Raw genomic sequence first — 20,593 nt, 5'->3', positions numbered from 1 at the left:
TCCTGATTTTTTGCAGAACCTATACCCAAGGATGTCGTGTTGCAGGAAGGCGGCAAGCCTGATGAGCCTGGTAGCTTACTTCGGTGAGTGACCGGGGTCGCAGGCGCGGCCTGCGCGCCTGCGACGTGAGAGACGGCGGGTATTAAACATAATTGAGATGGGGTGTCTGGGGTTATATGAACGAACAATATTCCGCTTTGCGAAGCAATGTCAGTATGCTCGGCAAGTTGCTCGGGGATACCATCAAGGATGCGCTGGGAGAAAACATCCTTGACCGCGTAGAAACAATCCGCAAATTGTCGAAGTCTTCCCGTGCTGGCAATGAAGCAGACCGGCAGGCGCTGTTAACAACACTGCAAAACCTTTCCAATGACGAGCTGCTGCCGGTGGCCCGCGCGTTCAGCCAGTTTCTGAACCTGGCCAATACCGCTGAGCAATACCACAGCATTTCGCCGAAAGGTGAAGCCGCCAGCAATCCGGAAATTATTGCCCGCACCCTGCGTAAACTCAAAGATCAGCCTGATATCAACGAAACCGCCATCCGCCAGGCCGTGGAAGCACTGTCGCTGGAACTGGTGCTCACCGCACACCCGACCGAGATCACCCGCCGCACGCTGATCCATAAAATGGTCGAGGTGAATAACTGCTTAAAACAGCTCGATCATAAAGACATCGCCGATTACGAGCGCAACCAGATCACACGCCGCCTGCGCCAGCTTATCGCGCAGTCCTGGCACACTGACGAAATTCGCAAAAACCGGCCAAGCCCGGTGGATGAGGCCAAATGGGGCTTCGCCGTTGTTGAAAACAGCCTCTGGGAAGGCGTACCAAACTATTTGCGCGAACTGAACGAACAGCTCGAAGCGCATCTCGATTACAAACTGCCGGTGGATTTCGTGCCGGTGCGCTTCACCTCCTGGATGGGCGGCGACCGCGACGGCAACCCGAACGTCACCGCCGATATCACCCGTCACGTTCTGCTGTTGAGCCGCTGGAAAGCCACCGATCTGTTCCTGAAAGATATCCAGGTGCTCATTTCTGAGTTGTCGATGGTCGAGTGCAGCGACGCGCTGCGCGAATATGTCGGCACCGAAGGCGCGCAGGAGCCGTACCGTTATCTGCTCAAAGGGCTGCGCGCGCAGCTGCTCGCCACCCAGGGCTGGCTGGAAGCCCGACTGAAGGGCCAGAAGCTGCCGAAACCGCAAGGCCTGCTGACCCAGAACGAACAGCTCTGGGAGCCGCTTTACGCGTGTTATGAGTCGCTGGTCTCCTGTGGTCTTGGCATTATCGCCAACGGCGAACTGCTCGACACTCTGCGCCGCGTCAAAGCGTTCGGCGTGCCGCTGGTGCGTATCGATATCCGTCAGGAAAGCACCCGCCACACCGAAGCGCTCGGCGAGCTGACCCGCTATCTTGGCATCGGCGACTACGAAAGCTGGTCGGAAGCCGATAAACAGGCGTTCCTGATCCGCGAGCTTAACTCCAAACGTCCGCTGCTGCCGCGCCAGTGGGAGCCGAGCGACAACACCCGCGAAGTGCTGGAAACCTGCAAAGTCATCGCCGAAGCGCCGAAAGGCTCGATCGCCGCGTATGTCATCTCCATGGCGAAAACGCCTTCTGACGTCCTGGCCGTTCACCTGCTGCTCAAAGAAGCGGGTATCGGCTTTGCGCTGCCGGTCGCGCCGCTGTTTGAAACCCTCGATGACCTGAATAACGCTAACGACGTTATGACGCAGCTGCTGAATATCGACTGGTATCGCGGCTTTATTCAGGGCAAACAGATGGTGATGATTGGCTATTCCGACTCCGCGAAAGATGCGGGCGTGATGGCCGCCTCCTGGGCGCAATACCAGGCGCAGGACGCACTGATCAAAACTTGCGAGAAAGCGGGTATCGCGCTGACGCTGTTCCACGGACGCGGCGGCTCTATTGGTCGCGGCGGCGCGCCAGCCCACGCAGCACTGCTCTCTCAGCCGCCGGGCAGCCTGAAAGGTGGCCTGCGTGTAACCGAGCAAGGCGAAATGATCCGCTTCAAATATGGCCTGCCGGAAGTGACCATCAGCAGCCTGTCGCTCTACACCAGCGCTATCCTTGAAGCTAACCTGTTGCCGCCGCCGGAGCCGGAAGCCGCCTGGCGTCACATCATGGATGAGCTGTCTGACATCTCCTGCACCATGTACCGCGGCTACGTGCGCGAAAACCAAGATTTCGTGCCCTATTTCCGCTCCGCCACGCCGGAGCAGGAACTTGGCAAACTGCCGCTCGGCTCGCGTCCGGCGAAACGTCGCCCGACCGGCGGCGTTGAATCGCTGCGCGCCATTCCGTGGATCTTCGCCTGGACGCAGAACCGCCTGATGCTGCCCGCCTGGCTTGGCGCGGGTGCCGCGCTGCAAAAAGTAGTGGAAGACGGCAAACAGGACGAACTGGAAACCATGTGCCGCGACTGGCCGTTCTTCTCCACCCGTCTTGGCATGCTGGAGATGGTTTTCGCCAAAGCGGATTTGTGGCTTGCGGAGTACTACGATCAGCGTCTGGTGAAAAAGGAACTCTGGCCGCTGGGCCAGGAGCTGCGCCAGTTGCTGGACGCGGATATCAAAGTGGTGCTGGATATCGCTAACGACTCGCACCTGATGGCGGATCTGCCGTGGATTGCCGAGTCCATCCAGCTACGTAACATCTACACCGACCCGCTAAACGTGCTTCAGGCAGAGCTGCTGCACCGCTCGCGTCAGGCCGAAGAAGAAGGTAAACCGGCAGATGCGTGCGTTGAGCAGGCGCTGATGGTCACCATCGCAGGCGTAGCGGCAGGCATGCGCAACACCGGCTAATCTCACACATCACGCAGCAAAAAGCCCCGATATGTCGGGGCTTTTTTATGGGCGCGGCGCACCCGTCAATAATACAGCACGGTAAAGGTAATCGCGCCGTTCGCTTTACCGGGGCGCATATGTTCTTCCGTCTGGACATAACGCGCCACGAACGGGATGCGGTGCGTGGAAACATTGTCGGTGCTCAGGTCCCAGTAATTATCGCTGTACGTGTTCAGCGCCATGGGCTTGTGTGTCGCATCCGTCACGCTGCCTTTGGCTATCTGAATACCAATACCGCTGGCGCTGTCGTTACCCGGCGTCACGGAGAAAATACCGTTACTGCCGTCAATAACCGCCGTGGAGGGCTTCATGCTGATCCACACCGGGTTTGGCGTAGGGTTGCCCATCGATGTAATGCCACTGTCGTTGGCGTTGATGTTGGTGCGAATGCCCCAGGCGCGCGGACAGTTGGTTAAGGTAATTGAAGCGTCGCGCCATTCCGTGCCGCTGCCGACACCGCTAAAGTCATTATCCGCGCTCCAGGTGCCAAGCTTCACGTTAACGTCGGGCGTCGTACAGGAGAGCGCGGCAATATTCACCGAGCCGCTAAAGTTAATCTTAAGCGTCGTGATTGGGCTGCCCGCCGCGCCCGATGCCACAAAATCGATCGCCATTGACGGCAGGTCCTGCCCGTTGACATAACCCGGCTGAACCGCGCCCGTTTTGATGAGATAGAGCCAGAACTCCGCGTTCATCGTGTGGTTCACGTTCTGGTTCGGCTGAGGGTGAATCGTGTCGATGTAGTACGTCCCGGGTATTGCGACGTCACTCTTGCCCTGCGCCCAGACCGCGACCCCAACGCCCGGCAGGTTGGTATCCCAGACTTTGTTAGGGAACGGCGGTCCGTTCCAGGGCGACAGCCCGTGCGGTGTGCTGGTCCAGCGATAGTCATAGGAGACGTCATAAGGCACGCTGTCCGTTGAAAGACAGTCAATCTTCACCGGTGAGCTTGGCAGATAATGCAGCCGGTACAGGGTGCGCCCGTTCCCGGCATCCGAACCGACGGAAATCACGCCGTCGATGGGCAGCGTCACGTTAACCGTGTGCGAGCCTGGGTGAAAGCCGCACTGCGTCGAAGCCAGCGCGTATCCGCCGGACGACAACAGCAGGAACGCGCCCGCCCCGAAAGATAATAGTGTTTTCCTTGCAGCCATGATCCCCTCTTTACAGTGCATCGTTCCCGTCACAGGAATAGGTTGTTAACCGGCCCGCGAGCTGGCGTTATCCGGCCGGCAATGGTGCCTGACGCCGCCGGTCGGTGGAGAGCTGTAGCGACGGCGACGTTGCCGCGACACCCGCAGGCGGCAAGCACGGCGTATCAAAGCGCTGAATAGACTGGCGCTGTCCTTCCGCCTGCGGCATCAGCAGATAACTGATGAGGCACTGCATACCCACGCTTTCGCCCCACTTAACCGTCAGTTGCCCCTGGGTCGCGCTGACACGCGCGTAAACCAGCCCGCCCTGCCCGACAGAACCAACCTGATTACCCTCGGCGTCAAAGACCATCGAGCCAAACGGCACGGGCCCATCCTGATAATGCGAGGCGATAAGCACAGGCGTACCCGTTGTGGCCTTGTAGGTCAGTTTCACGACCGCGCCCAGATACGGCGCGACTTTCTGCGAGGTGTTATCCAGCTCCACGTTCACCGGCGCGGTTTTCGGGTCAATGGTGATGTCGTTGAACTGGTAAGGGTCGAGATACGGCACCGCGGCGTAACCGCGGCCATCAACAAAAACGCCAGGATAAGACGATACGGCCGCGCCGCGCGCGCCTTTCGCCTCGACCAGCGCAAAGGTATCCGAGGTGTACGGGGTAAAGGTCAGCCCGCCCGCGTGCCCGAGGATCGTGCCGCTCGCGCCGAGCGACACGCTGCTGTAGTGATCGCCCACGCTGTAGCCGCCGCTCAGTGACGTCGCCTGGCTGCGATAATCGGCATTAATGGAGCCACTGGAGCCTTGCCCCTGATCGCCGTTCATCGCCGTCACGCTGTAGCTCATCTGGTTATATTCACCAAGCGAGCCGGATACGCCGAGCTGTTGCGCGTCATGGCCGTTACTGTCGCGCGTCAGGTCGATATGCGCATGCGGTGTATGTTCCTCAAAGGCCCTACCCATCGGAAAGCTCATCGTCAGCAGGTAGTTGGTCTGGCCTTCATTTTCTTTGCTGTAGGTGCGGCTCACCGTCAGGCCATACGTCACGCTCTTGTAGGTGTTGTTGTAGCCAATCTGGAACTGCTTATCGGTGCCCGACTTGTTCCAGTAATCCTGCAGCGATCCGCTGAGATAAAATTGTCCCCAGCCGTCATCCAGCCCCTGGCTTGCCGTCGCGACAAACTGATTTTTCATGCGCAAAATGCTATCCGGCGATTCGCCGCGATCGACCGCGTCACGCGCCAGCATCGCGGTCTGAAAATCCATGTATTCGCGGGTGGTGAATCGGTACGCGGCGAGCGAAATATTGCTGCGTGTCTCGCTGATGGCTTTGCTGAAGCTGAGTTTGTAACTCTGCCCGCTCAGGCTGTCGGCCTGACGGCGGCCCAGCGCGTTAATGCCATTCTCAAGATGCGTACGCGCCTGGGTCACATCGAGTGCCAGCGAGCCCAGCGGTGTGCCGAACGCCATGCCAAGCAGCAGCGCGTAGTAGCCCTGGCTTGCCTGAAGGCCGCCGTAAGTGGTCAGGCGGTTGGACACCCCGTACTGGTAGGTGGCCTGGTAGAGTGCCGGTTTCGTGCGTAGCGAATCGTCATGATATTCCCCTGCGACCACCGAATAGCGCAGCGCGCCGGGGCGAAGCTGCTGCGCGACCGAGGCGTAAGGCACCTGGAAATGCTGCTCGCTACCGTCCGCTTCATACACGGTGACATCCAGGTTGCCGCCGTAGCCGGTCGGGTAAAGATCGTTAATGGCAAATTCGCCCGGTGCGACGGTAGTTTCATAGATGGTCTGTCCGCTCTGGCGTACCGTCACGCGCGCGTTGGTACGGGCGATGCCGCGAATATCCGGCGCGTAGCCGCGTTGTGATTCTGGCAACATGCGCTCGTCGCTCGCGACCTGCACGCCTTTGAAGGGCAGCGTGTCGAACACCTGCCCCTGGGTGTTGGTCTCGCCGACCAGCGCACGTCCTTTGATGGCGGGAATATCGCGTTGCAGATAGGTGCTGATGCTGTTGTATTGCCGCTCGCCTTCTTCCATATAGCTGTAGTAGCCGTTATGGCGAAGATACCAGGCACCGACATTCAGCCCGCCCTCAATACCGGAATAAAAGGAGTCCAGCGTCTTGCCATTAGCATGGCTGGAGTAGCCGCTCATGTTATAGCCGAGCATCAGCGCCGGAATACCGCTATCCCACAACTCGGGGTTCACGCTGCCACGCGCGTTGTGCAGCAGGTAAATCTGCGGCACCGAGATATCGAGTCGCTGCTCGCTGGTGTCAAAGGCGATTTCGGCATGCGGAAGCTTCTTTTCCAGATCGAGACAGCGCTCGCCCTGCTGAAAAGGCATCAGGAAATCTTTAGGCAGCTTTTCGTAATTAAACGGGATGGTTTTAATTAACTCGGGCGTCAGACAGACGCGGCTTGATTTATCGGGTTGCGCCACCACGTCGATTTCACGGGTCATCGCCGCTTCCCCGTTGACATAAATCAGCGCGCGATAACGCCCCGGCAGTGCCGCCGCGCCATTGGCGAAACGGCTTAAATCCACCGCGTTTTTATTTTCCAGATTCAGGAAAATATTATCGAATTCGACATGCTCTGCGATATCGACGGGTTTTTCCGTCGGCTTTCCCGGCATATTTTCCGCCTCTCCCGGCGCCGCCAGTAAAAAAGACATCACAGCCACAATGCCGCGGGCGCGCGTCGCCGCACATCCCTGGCGCAACCTGTTTTTCATCACGCTTCTCTTTTAGGGTGAAAATGAATAAACCGTGCGGCGACTTATTTCAGCGTCGCCTCAAATTCATTCAGCGCGCCATAATCATTGACATAGACGCCTGCGAGTTTATTTCCCGCATTACCGGGCAATTTCACCGTCATGGTGGATTTCGGGGATATCATGTCGCCGTCAACGCTTTTTCCGTTGAGCTTTAGCCTGACCAGAGAAATAAAATAAGGCGTCGGGTTTATCGCCTCGATCGTTTGTCCGTTCGCGCGCCAGGTCACTTGCTCCACCGCCAAGTTCGGATTGCCCTCAAGCCCTTTCGGGCGAAGAAATAATTTAATGCGTGACCGAAACGCGACCTGTAAATAGTTATCGCTCACCGGGGACGCTTTTCTGGCGGGGATTTCCAGCACATTAAGCCAGTAAACGGATTCACGATCCGCCGGCAGTAATTTTCCGGTAAACGTAATGCGCAGCGTCTGGCCTTTTCCCGGCTCTACGCGGTTAATCGGCGGCGTTAAGATAAAAGGCACCTGCAACGTTTCGGGCGCGGCGTCAGCGTTGCCGTTATCGATCCAGCTTTGAATTAATACCGGCGAGCCGCCTTTATTATCGAGCTTAACGCTCACCTCCGGCGCGTCGCTCGGGTAGATAACGCGAGTGCCGGTAATCACGACACTGGCATTGGCCGCCGGGCAGGCGAACCACGCCGCCAGTGCAAAAAGCGCGCCTTTCCAGGAGAAGGTATCCGCCATGCTATTCACTCCCTTGAAGAGAGACAGGAGGGTTTACCCCTCCTGTCGCGTTTTTACTTGTACATCAGCGAGTAAACGACGCTGCTGTTAACCTTACCGGCAGCGGCAGCACCTTCTGCGTAATATTCCACTGCGTAAGGCAGCGTTGCGGTGCCTTTGGTGGCGTCATACGCGATATAGGTGGTTTCAGTGGCCTGACTGGCGTTACCGGCTTTGATGACGGCATATGAGGAGCTGGAGCCATCACGCAGCTGGAGGCTGACGTTTTTCGCGTTATCCGTGCCCGTTGCGTTTAGCAGGCGACCTGTGACCGGATCAACCGAGGCGCCCGCTTCAAAATAGGCTGCCACCGTCGTCAGGGTGCCCTGGCAGTTGGTCAGATCCATCAGGAAGTTGGTGCGACCTGCGGTTTTGCCCGCCGTATCGAGCTGAGAAATACCCAGCGTCGGCAGTTTCACGGTTGCATCTGCGCCCTGACCGTCAACTTTGACGTCGCAAGACGTGGCAGTCAGCTCTCCTTCAAAAGTAATCGTCCCAGTGGAAGCCGCCTGCGCGGTCGCGGCAAATCCCATCGCCGCGGCTAAAGAAAGGCTAAGTGCTAACTTTTTCATATATCATCCTAATTACATTAAAAGTTAAGCTATTTATAAAAATAGCCGTTTTATATCCACAGCCTGTGAATATAATATTTACCCCGAGTGCGCCTTGCGTATCAGGACAAAACCGGTGCTCATTTGACGAGATAAAACGTAACCGTTCTCGCGATTACCAGACAGCGATGCGTCTTTATGCATTTTATTTAATGGCGCTCATGCTTTTCGGCACGTCATTTACTGCGCTATCGCGAATAAATCACAGCGCGCGTCATAATGATGGGCGCATTATAAAAAGCGGCATTCTGGTGACAATAGACGAACCTTTAACAGGTTCAATCAACAAACGACTATCTTCTAAAAAAATACTTTTAAAAATAACCATCTGAATAACATCAGGGCTATTTCCTAAATCATAAAAAGCATTCGATTTAGCATAATGTGTTCAACCGTTAAAAGATCATCACTCTCCCCTCAGTAAAATAAGAAGGAAAACGACACAGTAATAATTTCCCACGATATGAAAAATAATGCGCGTTATTATTTATTTGAATAGAAAAATAGTAAAAAGCCAGACAATACGGCCTCGCAAGCCTCTCGCATGCCCTGTTTTATTACAGCAATCCTTAACAGTGTTGCAAAAAAAGGGAGGCCACTGGCCTCCCTTTATCGCACCGCGTGGCTGCTTACAGCGCCATATCGTGCTGCGGGCTGGCCGCCTGTGCCGGTCTGGCCTCCGGCAGCTTCTGCTCCATCGCTTTCATCTGAATAACCGGCGGCTTGGTGAGCTGCAACGTCGAGGCTGTTTCATCCCACACCTGCTGGGTCAGTGCCACGTTACCGTTCAGCTTCTGGCCGTAGCTCGGCACGATCTCACGCAGTTTGCTCTGCCACTCAGGCGAGTTGAACTGCGCCGGGAACAGCTGTTTGAGCACGTTGAGCGAGATAGGCGCGGCGGTAGATGCGCCAGGTGACGCGCCAAGCAGCGCCGCCAGGGTTTTCTGCTGGTCGGTGACGATTTCCGTACCCAGTTTCAGCACACCGCCTTTCTCGGCGTCTTTCTTGATGATCTGTACGCGCTGACCGGCCTGGATCAGTTTCCAGTCCTCTTTACGCGCCGAGGGATAGTACTCTTTCAGCGCTTCGAAGCGGTCTTCATCGCTCAGCATGACCTGGCCCACCAGATATTTCACCAGATCGAAGTTATCAAGACCTACGTTAGTCATCGGCATAACGTTCTGCATGGTGGTGGTGCTCAGCAGATCAAAGAACGAGCCATTTTTCAGGAATTTGGTAGAGAACGTCGCAAACGGCCCGAACAGCACCACGCGTTTACCATCCAGGAAACGAGCGTCAAGGTGCGGTACAGACATCGGCGGCGCGCCAACCGAGGCCTGCCCGTAGACTTTTTCGCCGTGCTGGCGCGCGATATCCGGGTTCTCTGAAACCAGGAACGAGCCGCCGACCGGGAAGCCCGCATAATTATCCGCCTCCGGAATACCGGTTTTTTGCAGCAGCTTCAGCGCGCCACCGCCTGCGCCGATAAAGACATACTTCGCGTCAACGGCATGCTCTTTACCGCTGTTCACGTCAGTAATGGTGACATGCCAGGAGTTATCGGCGTTGCGTTTGAAATCGGTGACTTCAGACGAGGTCTCCAGCGTAAAGTTGCGGGTTTTCTTCAGACTGCCCACCAGCTGGCGGGTAATCTCCCCGTAGTTCACGTCAGTGCCGACCGGCGTCCAGGTCGCGGCGACTTTCTGGCTCGGATCGCGGCCTTCAATAATGAGCGGCGCCCATTTTTTGATTTGCTGCTGATCGGTAGAGAATTGCATTCCCTGGAACAGCGTAGTCTGTTGCAGCGCTTTATAGCGTTTGGTCAGGTACTCCACATTTTTATCGCCCCAGACGAAACTCATGTGCGGCGTGGAGTTAATAAAGGTGTGCGGGTCGTTCAGCACGCCGCGCTTCACCTGAGAAGACCAGAACTGGCGCGAAATCATAAATGCTTCGTTGATTTCCAGCGCCTTTGTGACGTCAATAGAACCGTCTTCACGCTCAGGCGTATAGTTCAGCTCCATATTCGCGGAATGCCCGGTGCCCGCATTGTTCCAGCCGTTCGAGGATTCCAGCGCCACGCCGTCAAGTTTTTCGACCATCAACTGTTTCCAGTCCGGCTGGATTTCCTGCAGAACGGTGCCGAGCGACGCGCTCATGATGCCGCCGCCAATCAGCAGGACATCTGTTTTTTCCGTAGTGTTTTCCGCGTAAGCGGCTGAACTAACCAGTAAGGCAATAAGAGAGAAAGCGGGAACCGGCTTTCTGCTAAGCGTAAACATAGACATCACAATCAACTATCATTGAAAAATTAGCCGATTATTTTAACGCATCAAATAAAATTTTAAAAATGTTTAAACAAAACATTAACAACCTTACAGCCTGTGCGGCAATATTCCCGGTTTCGCCCTTGCGTTTTGACACGCAGAGATACCCGGCACAAAAAAATACCCCTGTCATTTTCCTTAACACACGGAAATAACAGGGGTATATATCACGACGTCAACGCAAACCGATAAAACCTGACAGTCGTTGTGCTTATTAAGCGTAATGGCGCGGCCATCAGGCACTAATGGCTTTACCGATGGCGTTAACGGCTTCGAGAATATTTTTAGCGTAGCCTTCAATCTCTTTTGTCAGCGTTAACGCCTCGCGGGAGATCGCCGTCGTCGAGGCCACTTCTTTTCCGCTGCGGCAGATAGAATCCAGTGCGCTTTTTGTCAGATGATCGTTCTGCTCGGTAATGCGCGTTATTTTCCCGGTGGCGTCATCAATGCGATCCGCCAGCGATTTCACTTCGGTCGCGACGACAGAAAAGCCTTTACCGGCATCCCCCGCGCGCGCCGCTTCCACCGAGGCGTTCAAAGAGAGTAATTTAGTCTGGGTCGCGATTTGCGCAATAACGGATGACAAATCCGTTATGCTTTCAGAATCATTTTTCAGGTTAGTAACGATTGCGATAACCTGCTCCATATTGGTCTGGATGTTCTCCATCGCCGCAACGCAGTCATCTAAGGTCTTTCTTATCTCTACCGTTTTAGTCAGCGTTTCGCGAGAAACCGCTTCCGCACGCTCCGTCGCCTGACGCTCGTCACGGCTTTTCAGCACTTCAGCGGTAACGTCATAGGCGAACTTCACGACGCGATAAAGGCGGCCTTTATCGTCAAATACCGGGCTGTAGCTGGCGCGCAGCCAGAGCTCCTGGCGGTGTTTCGTCACGCGGCGGAAATCGCCTGAGGCAAATTCGCCGTGATTCAGCTTGCGCCAGAAATCCGCGTATTCCGCACTCATAGCGTATTCACGCTCGCAGAAGATACGGTGGTGTTTACCGATGATTTCACTAAGCGAATATTGCGAAGCCCGGCAGAAGTTCTCATTCGCGGAGACGATATGTCCGTCTGGCGTAAACTCAATGATTGCCATAGAACGGTGCGCTGCCTTGAGGATGGCGTCTTTGTTCAGCGCGTCGTGGATCCTTCCAGAGATATCACGCGCCAGTTTCAGAACATACTGCACCTCATTATTTTTGCCGCGAACCGGAATATAGTTCGCCTCCAGCCACATTTCGCTGCCATCTTTTTTATAGCGCAGGAATTTATCGCTGAAGGTTTCACCACGCGCAAGCCGTTGCCAGAACTGTCTATATTCCGGGCTCGCGCTATATTCCGGTGAGCAAAAGATGCGGTGATGTTTACCCACCAGCTCATTAAGGGAATACCCCACGGCATTCTGGAAAGCCGTATTCGCCTCCACAATAGTGCCATCGGGGCGGAACAAAATAACCGCCATATGCTCTTTTATTGCCGCAAGCGCCGCATTGTTTTTCAAAATATTGGTTATCGTGCTAATCATTATTACTATCCTGGAAGGTTTCTTACACAGGATATCGGCAATAAGCAGGAAGACATAATGTGTATTTTTTTATCGCTACGATAGCCATTATCCCTGGTGTTCGTCATACCGCATGATAAGCGGTAATAATGCGTTGATCGTGAGTAAGAAATAGCGATTGAGGGTTACCACTCTAAAAAAGGCGGCAAAAACGCACTGAGATTTACCTTAAGAAAAAAGATTATAGGCATGCCGGTTATTGGCCGTACGTCGCGCCCAACCATGCGGAATATATGTTTTGTAACAATAGCGTGAATAACCTGAGAATGGCAGGGCAATAAAAAAGGAGGCGTGCGCCTCCTCGTAACGTTAATCCCTTTATTATTATGCCGTTTTTAATTCCAGCGCAGGGCGGACACCGAGAGTGTGGCAGATCGCGTAACTCATCTCCGCGCGGTTAAGCGTGTAAAAGTGGAAATCTTTCACGCCTTCGCGGCTTAATATTTTCACCATGTCCATCGCGATGTTCGCGCCGACCAGCTTGCGGGTTTCGGCATCATCATCAAGGCCCGCGAACATCTGTGACATCCATGACGGAATGCGCACATTGGTCATGTCAGCGAATTTCTTCGCCTGTTTGAAGTTAGAGACCGGCAGGATGCCGGGTATGATTTCCACATCAATGCCGGTTGCCGCGCAGCGGTCGCGAAAACGCAGGTAGCTTTCGACATCAAAGAAGAATTGTGTGATGGCGCGGTTCGCGCCTGCATCGATTTTACGGCGCAGGTTGAGTAAATCCGCCTGGGCGCTTTTCGCCTCTGGATGGACTTCCGGATAAGCGGCCACAGAAATATCGAAATCGGCCACCTCTTTTAACAGCGCCACCAGATCGCTTGCGTACATGTCAGGCTTACCGCTCCCTGGCGGCAGGTCGCCGCGCAGCGCGACGATATGGCGAATGCCGTTGTTCCAGTAGTCGCGCGCGATGGTGCGCAGCTCATCCGCCGTGGCGTCGATACAGGTCAGGTGCGGGGCCGCTTCAAGACCGGTGCGGTCTTTAATGCCTTTAATAATGCTGTGCGTGCGGTCGCGCTCGCCGGAGTTCGCGCCGTAAGTCACCGAGACAAATTTCGGTTTCAGGCTGCTTAAGCGATCGATAGAGGACCAGAGCGTCTGCTCCATTTCACTGGTGCGCGGCGGGAAAAATTCAAACGAGACGTTAATCTGTCCCTGCACTTCGGCCAGGCTCTGATTCAGGGCCTCCCGCTGGTTGGCGTGAAAAAAGCTCATACCTTACCTCATCAATCGCTGTGTCATAGTCGCGTGGGTTGACTTCTATACGTTTAGACGTCCAGATGTAAAAATGACGGAAAAGCCGGGTGCCGTCAACAGGTAAATCATCACTTGATGTGAGTATTTTTCAGTGAAGATGAAAAAGGTTCATGACAAGAGAATGAACAATGATTGTACAGACGTGCGGTGGTGGTGATGCGGGGAGGTAGGTGACGCTTCGCTTAACCGGATTACGCCTTCGCCCCTCACCCCGACCTTCTCCTCAAAGAGAAGAGGGATGCAGCATAAGCCTTGCCCTCGCCGGGGCGCCCTTTTACAAGGCTGGGCCAATTCATCGGCTTCCCCACCGGAAAACAAAAAAGGAGCCATCGGCTCCTTTTTTATCGCGAACGCGTATTACAACAACTGCGCCAGACGGTTGAGATCGGACTGAATCGCGCCGGCGGTCACGTCGCGGCCCGCGCCTGGCCCGCGGATCACCAGCGGGTTGTCGCGATACCAGCGGCTCTCTATGGCGAAGACGTTGTCGCATGGCAGCAGCGAGGCCAGCGGATGTTCAGGACGCACCGCCTCGACGCCGACGCGCGCTTTGCCATTCGCATCGAAACGCGCCACATAGCGCAGCACCAGGCCGAGTTCGCGCGCCGCTTCCAGCCGTTGCACCATCTGTTCGTTTAGGGCATCGCCATATTCAAAGAAATGATCCACCGAGCCTTCCTCGCAGCCCGCAGGCACCAGCGATTCCACGCGCACCTGGTCAGGCTCAATATCGTAGCCCGCCTCGCGCGCCAGGATCACCAGCTTACGCATCACGTCTTTTCCTGAGAGGTCAACACGCGGGTCAGGCTCGGTCAGCCCCTGCTGCCAGGCCTGGTCGACAAGCTCGGTAAACGGCACCGTGCCGTCGAACTGTAAAAACAGCCACGACAGCGTGCCTGAAAAAATACCGCTGATGGAAAGAATCGAATCGCCGCTGTCACGCAGATCGCGCACCGTATGGTTTACCGGCAACCCGGCCCCGACGGTCGCGTTATACAGCCAGTGGCGGCCCGTTTTCGCAAACGCGTCGCGGATCTGGCGATAGTTCTGGCTGTTGCTCGCACCCGCCAGTTTATTGGCGCTAATGACGTGAAAACCGTAACTGGCGAAATCGAGATACTGATCCGCCAGGTTCTCACTTGCCGTCACATCCAGCACCACCAGATCGTCGTACGGGTGCGCGCGCATCCACAGAAACAGCGACTCTTCATCCTGCTCGACCGCTTCATCATTAAAGAAGGCCAGCGCGCGGCTCGCGTCCAGCCCCTCGTAGTTGAGCAGGCTACGGCGGCTGTCGACCACGCCCGCCAGCACAAACTCAAGCCCGGTACGCGCAGAGAGTGTCTCCTGCTCGCGCGCGAACAGTTCAAGCCAGCGCGAACCGATATTCCCTTTGCCGAACAGCATCAGGCCGATGCGCTTTTCCGCCCGGAACAGCGACTGGTGCAGCCCCTGAATCAGGCTCTCCGTCGGGCCCGCGCGCAGAACGGCGACAAGACTGATACTCTCTTCCGACTGCCAGATAAACTCGACCGGCTGATCTTTAAGCTGCTGCCAGAAACGGTGGCTGTGCAGCGGATTACGGCAGACGCCCGCGCCGACCAGCGCGACCAGCGCCAGACCTTCGCGCAGGCGCAGTTCTCCCGGCAGCGCGGCGTCTTCAAGCAGCTTCAGGGCGCTGCCCACCACTTCCGAGGTGTAGCAAAGCTGCAACAGGCGGCGGTCAGGATGGACGCCCACTGACAGCGGACGCAACTGCGCGCGTTTAAGCTGCGCGTCAACCTCGTGATGCGCCAGCTTGAAATCCAGGTGCGACGGTACCGTGAATTCGATAAGGCAGACGTCATCATGGCTGGTCACGATACGTGCGCCGGTGCCGGAAGCCAGCACACGCTCGATACGCGTGGAGCCTTGCTCCGGGCTGTAGCTGCAACGCAGCTGAAGATCGATATCACTGCCTGAAACTGGCTGTAACGTGCGGGCATGCAGCACCGGCGCGGCGAGACGCGCCAGTTCGCTCGCCTCATCCAGGCGCAGCAGCGGCAGCAGACAGGCATCTTTGACTTTGCGCGGGTCGGCGCTGTAAACGCCCGCCACGTCGCTCCAGATGGTGACGCGGGACACGCCGGCCAGCGCGCCGATTTGCGTCGCGGAGTAGTCCGAGCCGTTACGGCCAAGCAGAACGGTTTCGCCCGCGTCATTACGGCAGATAAAGCCGGTGACCACCAGTCGTTTGCCCGGATGCTGCACGAGCAACTGCTGCAACAGCGGGAAGGAGAGGCCTTCGTTAACCTGTGGCTGAGCGGCGCGTTCGGCGCGCAGGAAATCGCGCGCGTCGAGCCAGGCGGCGTCAAGCCCCTGCTCTTTCAGTACGGCGGCCATCAGACGCGCCGACCAGATTTCGCCATGCCCCACAACTTCGGCATAAACCGCGTCGGTGATGGTGCCGTCAAGCAGCGCCGCGAGACGCTCCAGATCGCGGATGAATTCGCTCACCAGCCCGTCAGCGACCGAGGCTGGCAGCAGTCCGGAGATAAGCTCACTCTGGTAACGGCGCAGCGCTTGTTGCACCTGATGGGCGGAGAGACGATCGTTCTGGCTTAACTTCAGCCAGCTTATCAACTGGTTGGTTGTGCTGCCTGCCGCGGAAACCACCATCATATCCCCGGCGCGGGAATAGTCGGCCATGATACCCGCGACGCGCAGGTAACATTTCACGTCGGCGAGACTGCTGCCGCCAAATTTGTGCAGCTGACGACCGTTCGTCCCTGCAGGCGCTGTAACACTCATGCTTACCCCTTAACCTGCCGCCTGGAATGCTTTTTCCAGGTCGGCAATTAAATCTTCGCTATCTTCAATACCCGTCGAGATGCGCAGCAGCGTCTCGGAAATGCCGGCTGCGGCGCGCGCTTCCGGCGCCATGCCCGCATGGGTCATCGTCGCGGCGTGGGAAATCAGGCTTTCCACCCCACCTAAGGATTCCGCAAGCGTAAACAGCTCCAGCGCGCCCAGAAAACGGCGCAGCGTCTGTTCATCGCCATCAAGTTCAAAGCTCAGCATCGCGCCGAAGCCTTTCTGCTGACGCACCGCGATGTCATGGCCCGCGTTTTCCGGCAGCGACGGATGATACAACGTTTTCACCCGCGGCTGGGTCTTCAGGAAGTCAACAATCGCGCTGGCGTTACGCTGCGCCACTTCCATACGCGGGCTTAGCGTGCGCAGGCCGCGCAGCAGCAAATAGCTGTCGAACGCGCCGCCCGTCACGCCGATGTTATTCGCCCACCAGGCAAGCTCGGTCACGGTGTCCGAATCTTTGGCAATCACTACGCCCGCGACCACATCGGAATGTCCGTTGAGGTATTTGGTGCAGGAGTGCAGCACCAGATCGGCACCCAGCGCCAGCGGGTTCTGCAATGCCGGGCTCAGGAACGTATTATCCACCACACTTATGGCTCCGGCCGCGCGCGAAAGTTCGCAAATTTTCGCAATATCCACCACGCGCAACAAGGGATTACTCGGGCTTTCGACCAGCACGAGTTTCGGCTGCTCCGCGAGCGCCGCCTTTAACGCCGCCTCATCGCCCTGATCGACAAACTTCACCCGATAACAGCCGCGTTTCGCGAGGCTGTCGAACAGACGATAACTGCCGCCGTAACAGTCGTGCGGCGCGACCAGCAGATCGCCAGGCTTCAGGAAAACGGTGGTCACCAGATGAATTGCCGACATGCCGGTGTTGGTCAGCACGGCGCCCGCGCCGCCTTCCAGCTCCGCCAGCGCACGCTGGACAACATCGCGCGTCGGGTTGCCGCGACGAGAATAGTCGTGTGCGCGCGGTTCGTTAAAGCCGGTGAAGTTATAGGTGCTGGAGAGGTGGATCGGCGGGACGACGCAGCCGTACTGCTCGTCGTCATTAAGCCCGCTGCGAACTGCGATGGTGGCCTGTTTACGCGTCATGAGGAGTCGTTTCCTGGCATTATCGGAGAAAAGTCAGGTGACAGAGTAAACATTGCCATTATGGACGTCAATACATCTGGACATCTAAACTTCTTTGCGTATAGATTGAGCAAAACAGGATTAGCCGTTAAAATCATGTGTTTTATTGCGCAGTGATGCAGCATCCGTACTGAAGTCACGGTATTATCCGTCGCTGCTAAATAACAGACTATCGGGTTAAGACCGTGAGACCTATCCGGTTTTAATCTTTTTCTACTGACTGAGAGGATTAAAGGTATCTCATGGCTGAATGGAACGGCGAATATATCAGCCCCTACGCTGAGCACGGCAAGAAGAGCGAACAGGTCAAAAAAATTACGGTTTCCATTCCTCTGAAGGTGTTAAAAATCCTCACCGATGAACGCACCCGTCGTCAGGTTAACAACCTGCGCCATGCCACCAACAGCGAGCTGCTGTGTGAGGCTTTCCTTCACGCCTTTACCGGTCAACCCTTACCGGACGACGACGATCTGCGTAAAGAGCGCAGCGACGAGATCCCGGAAGAGGCGAAGGTAATCATGCGTGAAATGGGTATCGACCCGGATACCTGGGAATACTGATTAGCATCAACGACAAAGGCGCCCATCGGCGCCTTTGTTTTGTGCTCGCAAGCAACAAAAAAGGCGCCGTCTGGCGCCTTTTTTCGGGAAACTTATTTGCTGCCCGGGATGCTGAAGCGTTTGTTGAAACGCTCAACACGACCACCGGTATCAACAACACGCTGTTTACCAGTGAAGAACGGGTGGCAGTTGCCGCACACGTCCAGGTTCAGGTCGTGGCCAACGGTGGAGCGAGTTTTGATCACGTTACCGCAAGAGCAGGTAGCGGTGATTTCAACATATTTCGGGTGAATATCTTTTTTCATGGGAAACCTCAGTTAAGGCCGCGTCGCTCTTCCAGCCCTTACGCCAGACACCACGCGATGTTGATAAAGTCGGTTTGATACTTTTAAAGGGCATCAAAGGCGGCGAATCATACAGAAAATAACCGCCCCATGCAAACTGATCCGCAAATTTATGAACACACAGTGTACACTATGACGCTCCTTTTCTCAGCCCGGATGCCTTCATGCCTGTAGCCCGCGTTGCCCTGCCCGTTCCGCTTGCCCGCACCTTTGACTATCTGCTGCCCGACACCATGACGGCGGTGGCGGGGTGTCGCGTGCGCGTGCCGTTCGGGCGTCAGCAGCGCGTCGGCGTCGTGGTGGCGGTGGGCGACGAGAGCGAACTGCCGCTCGGCGAGCTGAAAAGCGTGGATGAGGTGCTGGACGGCGCGTCGCTCTACCCGCCTACGCTCTGGCGAATGCTGCTCTGGGCGGCGGATTATTATCATCATCCCGTGGGCGAAGTGCTGTTTCACGCGCTGCCGGTGCTGCTGCGCCAGGGCAAACCCGCAAGCCCCGCGCCACTCTGGTACTGGTTCGCCACCGAAGAAGGCCAGGCGGTCGATCTTAACAGCCTCAAACGTTCGCCAAAACAGCAACAAGCGCTGGCGGCGCTGCGTCAGCGCAGGTTGTGGCGCCATGAAGTCGCACAGATGGCCTTTAACGATGCCGCGCTTCAGGCGCTGCGCGCCAAAGGCCTGTGCGAGCTTGGCAGCGAACTGCCACCGGTCGCCGACTGGCGCAGCCAGTTTTCGGTGGCGGGTGACCGCCTGCGGCTTAATACCGAACAAGCGACGGCGGTCGGCGCCATTCGCGGCGAAGCGGACAACTTCTGTGCCTGGCTGCTGGCGGGCGTAACGGGCTCGGGGAAAACCGAAGTCTATTTAAGCGTGCTTGAAAACACGCTGGCGCAAGGCAAACAGGCGCTGGTGCTGGTGCCGGAAATCGGCCTGACGCCGCAGACCATCGCGCGTTTTCGCGAGCGGTTCAACGCGCCGGTAGAAGTGCTGCACTCGGCGCTGAACGACAGCGAACGGCTGGCGGCCTGGCTGAAAGCCAAAAGCGGCGAGGCGGCTATCGTTATCGGCACGCGCTCGGCGCTGTTCACCCCGTTTAAAGATCTTGGGGTGATTGTTATCGATGAAGAGCATGACAGTTCGTATAAGCAACAGGAAGGCTGGCGCTACCATGCGCGCGATCTGGCGGTCTACCGCGCGCACAGCGAGCAGATCCCGATTATTTTAGGCTCCGCCACGCCTGCGCTGGAGACGCTGCACAATGTGCGCCAGCGTAAATACCGCGTGCTGAAGCTGACCCACCGCGCGGGTAACGCGCGCCCGGCGCAGCAGCATGTGCTGGATCTCAAAGGCCAGGCGCTACAGGCAGGTCTCGCACCAGCACTGGTCGCCCGGATGCGCCAGCATTTGCAGGCCGATAATCAGGTCATTCTGTTTCTTAACCGCCGCGGCTTCGCACCTGCGCTGCTGTGCCATGACTGCGGCTGGATAGCCGAATGCCCGCGCTGCGATCACTACTACACGCTGCATCAGGCGCAACATCAGTTGCGCTGCCACCATTGCGACAGCCAGCGTCCGGTGCCGCGCCAGTGTCCGGGCTGCGGCTCCACGCATCTGGTGCCGGTAGGGCTTGGCACGGAGCAACTGGAACAGAGTCTCGCGCCACTCTTCCCCGGCGTGCCGCTCTCGCGCATCGACCGTGACACGACGAGCCGCAAAGGGGCGCTTGAAGAGCAACTCGCCGAAGTTCATCGTGGCGGCGCGCGCATTTTGATTGGCACCCAGATGCTGGCCAAAGGACATCACTTTCCCGACGTCACGCTGGTGGCGCTGCTGGATGTCGATGGCGCGCTGTTTTGCGCTGATTTCCGCTCGGCGGAGCGCTTCGCCCAGCTTTACACCCAGGTGGCAGGCCGCGCCGGGCGCGCGGGAAAACAGGGTGAAGTGGTGTTGCAAACGCACCACCCGGAACATCCGCTGTTGCAGACGTTGCTGCATCAGGGGTACGACGCGTTTGCCGATCAGGCGCTGACCGAGCGCAGCAGCGTCTGGCTGCCGCCTTACAGCAGCCATATTTTGATTCGCGCAGAAGATCACCATAACCAGGACGCGCCCGCGTTCCTCCAGCAATTGCGTAATCTGCTTCAGGCAAGCCCGCTTGCGGATGACAAGCTCTGGCTGCTCGGCCCGGTGCCCGCATTACAACCAAAACGCGGCGGCCGCTACCGCTGGCAACTCTTGCTGCAACATCCGTCGCGTTTGCAGCTTCAGCGTATCGTCGCGGGAAGTCTGCCGCTGGTGGGCACGCTGCCTGCCGCGCGTAAAGTGAAATGGACGCTCGACGTTGACCCCACCGAAGGCTAAGCGCCCCGCCCGCTTCTGC

14 protein-coding genes are annotated in these 20,593 nt (G+C 56.9%); 4 read left to right on the top strand and 10 right to left on the bottom strand.

Annotated elements, in window-relative coordinates; genetic code table 11:
• Positions 1–176 precede the first annotated feature (176 nt).
• The gene (gene ppc / locus AFK62_RS01090) at positions 177–2,828 is read left to right on the top strand and encodes a phosphoenolpyruvate carboxylase (protein ID WP_007667857.1); all 2,652 of its coding nucleotides are present in this window, start codon (positions 177–179) and stop codon (positions 2,826–2,828) included.
• Positions 2,829–2,893: 65 nt separating this feature from the next.
• Here the strand turns inward: ppc and AFK62_RS01085 are convergent, their stop codons facing one another.
• From AFK62_RS01085 to AFK62_RS01070, 4 genes are all read right to left on the bottom strand, one after another.
• A complete protein-coding gene (locus tag AFK62_RS01085) occupies positions 2,894–4,024 on the bottom strand; it encodes a fimbrial protein (protein WP_081590325.1) in 1,131 nt (376 codons plus the stop codon).
• Between the two features lie 67 nt (positions 4,025–4,091).
• Positions 4,092–6,761: a fimbria/pilus outer membrane usher protein gene (locus AFK62_RS01080; RefSeq protein ID WP_007667853.1), complete on the bottom strand. Its 2,670-nt coding sequence runs from the start codon at positions 6,759–6,761 to the stop codon at positions 4,092–4,094.
• Between the two features lie 44 nt (positions 6,762–6,805).
• Positions 6,806–7,504 (bottom strand): fimbrial biogenesis chaperone, encoded by a 699-nt coding sequence (locus AFK62_RS01075; RefSeq protein WP_007667851.1) that lies wholly within the window; start codon positions 7,502–7,504, stop codon positions 6,806–6,808.
• A 53-nt stretch (positions 7,505–7,557) separates the two neighbouring features.
• On the bottom strand, positions 7,558–8,115 hold the full coding sequence (locus AFK62_RS01070; protein WP_007667843.1) for a fimbrial protein: 558 nt from the start codon (positions 8,113–8,115) through the stop codon (positions 7,558–7,560).
• Here AFK62_RS01070 and AFK62_RS22020 point away from each other — a divergent pair.
• A complete protein-coding gene (locus AFK62_RS22020; RefSeq protein ID WP_129232846.1) occupies positions 8,100–8,486 on the top strand; it encodes a hypothetical protein in 387 nt (128 codons plus the stop codon). The genes AFK62_RS01070 and AFK62_RS22020 overlap by 16 nt on opposite strands.
• A gap of 297 nt (positions 8,487–8,783) precedes the next feature.
• On the opposite strand, the gene mqo is transcribed toward AFK62_RS22020, so the two are convergent.
• The 5 genes from mqo to metB form a co-directional block, all read right to left on the bottom strand.
• Positions 8,784–10,442 (bottom strand): malate dehydrogenase (quinone), encoded by a 1,659-nt coding sequence (mqo, locus tag AFK62_RS01065; protein ID WP_007667836.1) that lies wholly within the window; start codon positions 10,440–10,442, stop codon positions 8,784–8,786.
• A 274-nt stretch (positions 10,443–10,716) separates the two neighbouring features.
• On the bottom strand, positions 10,717–12,006 hold the full coding sequence (locus AFK62_RS01060; RefSeq protein WP_007667831.1) for a methyl-accepting chemotaxis protein: 1,290 nt from the start codon (positions 12,004–12,006) through the stop codon (positions 10,717–10,719).
• A gap of 363 nt (positions 12,007–12,369) precedes the next feature.
• A complete protein-coding gene (gene metF / locus AFK62_RS01055; protein WP_007667828.1) occupies positions 12,370–13,275 on the bottom strand; it encodes a methylenetetrahydrofolate reductase in 906 nt (301 codons plus the stop codon).
• A 399-nt stretch (positions 13,276–13,674) separates the two neighbouring features.
• On the bottom strand, positions 13,675–16,107 hold the full coding sequence (locus AFK62_RS01050; protein ID WP_007667810.1) for a bifunctional aspartate kinase/homoserine dehydrogenase II: 2,433 nt from the start codon (positions 16,105–16,107) through the stop codon (positions 13,675–13,677).
• 9 nt (positions 16,108–16,116) lie between these two features.
• Complete coding sequence (gene metB / locus AFK62_RS01045; RefSeq protein WP_007667808.1) at positions 16,117–17,271, bottom strand: cystathionine gamma-synthase; 1,155 nt, start codon at positions 17,269–17,271, stop codon at positions 16,117–16,119.
• 281 nt (positions 17,272–17,552) lie between these two features.
• On the opposite strand from metB, the gene metJ reads away from it, so the two are divergent.
• Complete coding sequence (gene metJ, locus AFK62_RS01040) at positions 17,553–17,870, top strand: met regulon transcriptional regulator MetJ (protein ID WP_004385727.1); 318 nt, start codon at positions 17,553–17,555, stop codon at positions 17,868–17,870.
• Positions 17,871–17,962: 92 nt separating this feature from the next.
• Here metJ and rpmE read toward each other — a convergent pair whose 3' ends face one another.
• Complete coding sequence (gene rpmE / locus AFK62_RS01035) at positions 17,963–18,175, bottom strand: 50S ribosomal protein L31 (RefSeq protein ID WP_004385728.1); 213 nt, start codon at positions 18,173–18,175, stop codon at positions 17,963–17,965.
• A 203-nt stretch (positions 18,176–18,378) separates the two neighbouring features.
• Between rpmE and priA the strand changes: the two genes are divergently transcribed.
• Positions 18,379–20,574 (top strand): primosomal protein N', encoded by a 2,196-nt coding sequence (gene priA / locus AFK62_RS01030; protein ID WP_007667802.1) that lies wholly within the window; start codon positions 18,379–18,381, stop codon positions 20,572–20,574.
• Positions 20,575–20,593 lie beyond the last annotated feature (19 nt).

Origin of the sequence: Cronobacter condimenti 1330 (assembly GCF_001277255.1) — a bacterium.
GTDB classification, from domain to species: domain Bacteria; phylum Pseudomonadota; class Gammaproteobacteria; order Enterobacterales; family Enterobacteriaceae; genus Cronobacter; species Cronobacter condimenti.
Note: the sequence above shows the minus strand (reverse complement) of the source record. Positions and strands in the feature narration are given on the sequence as shown.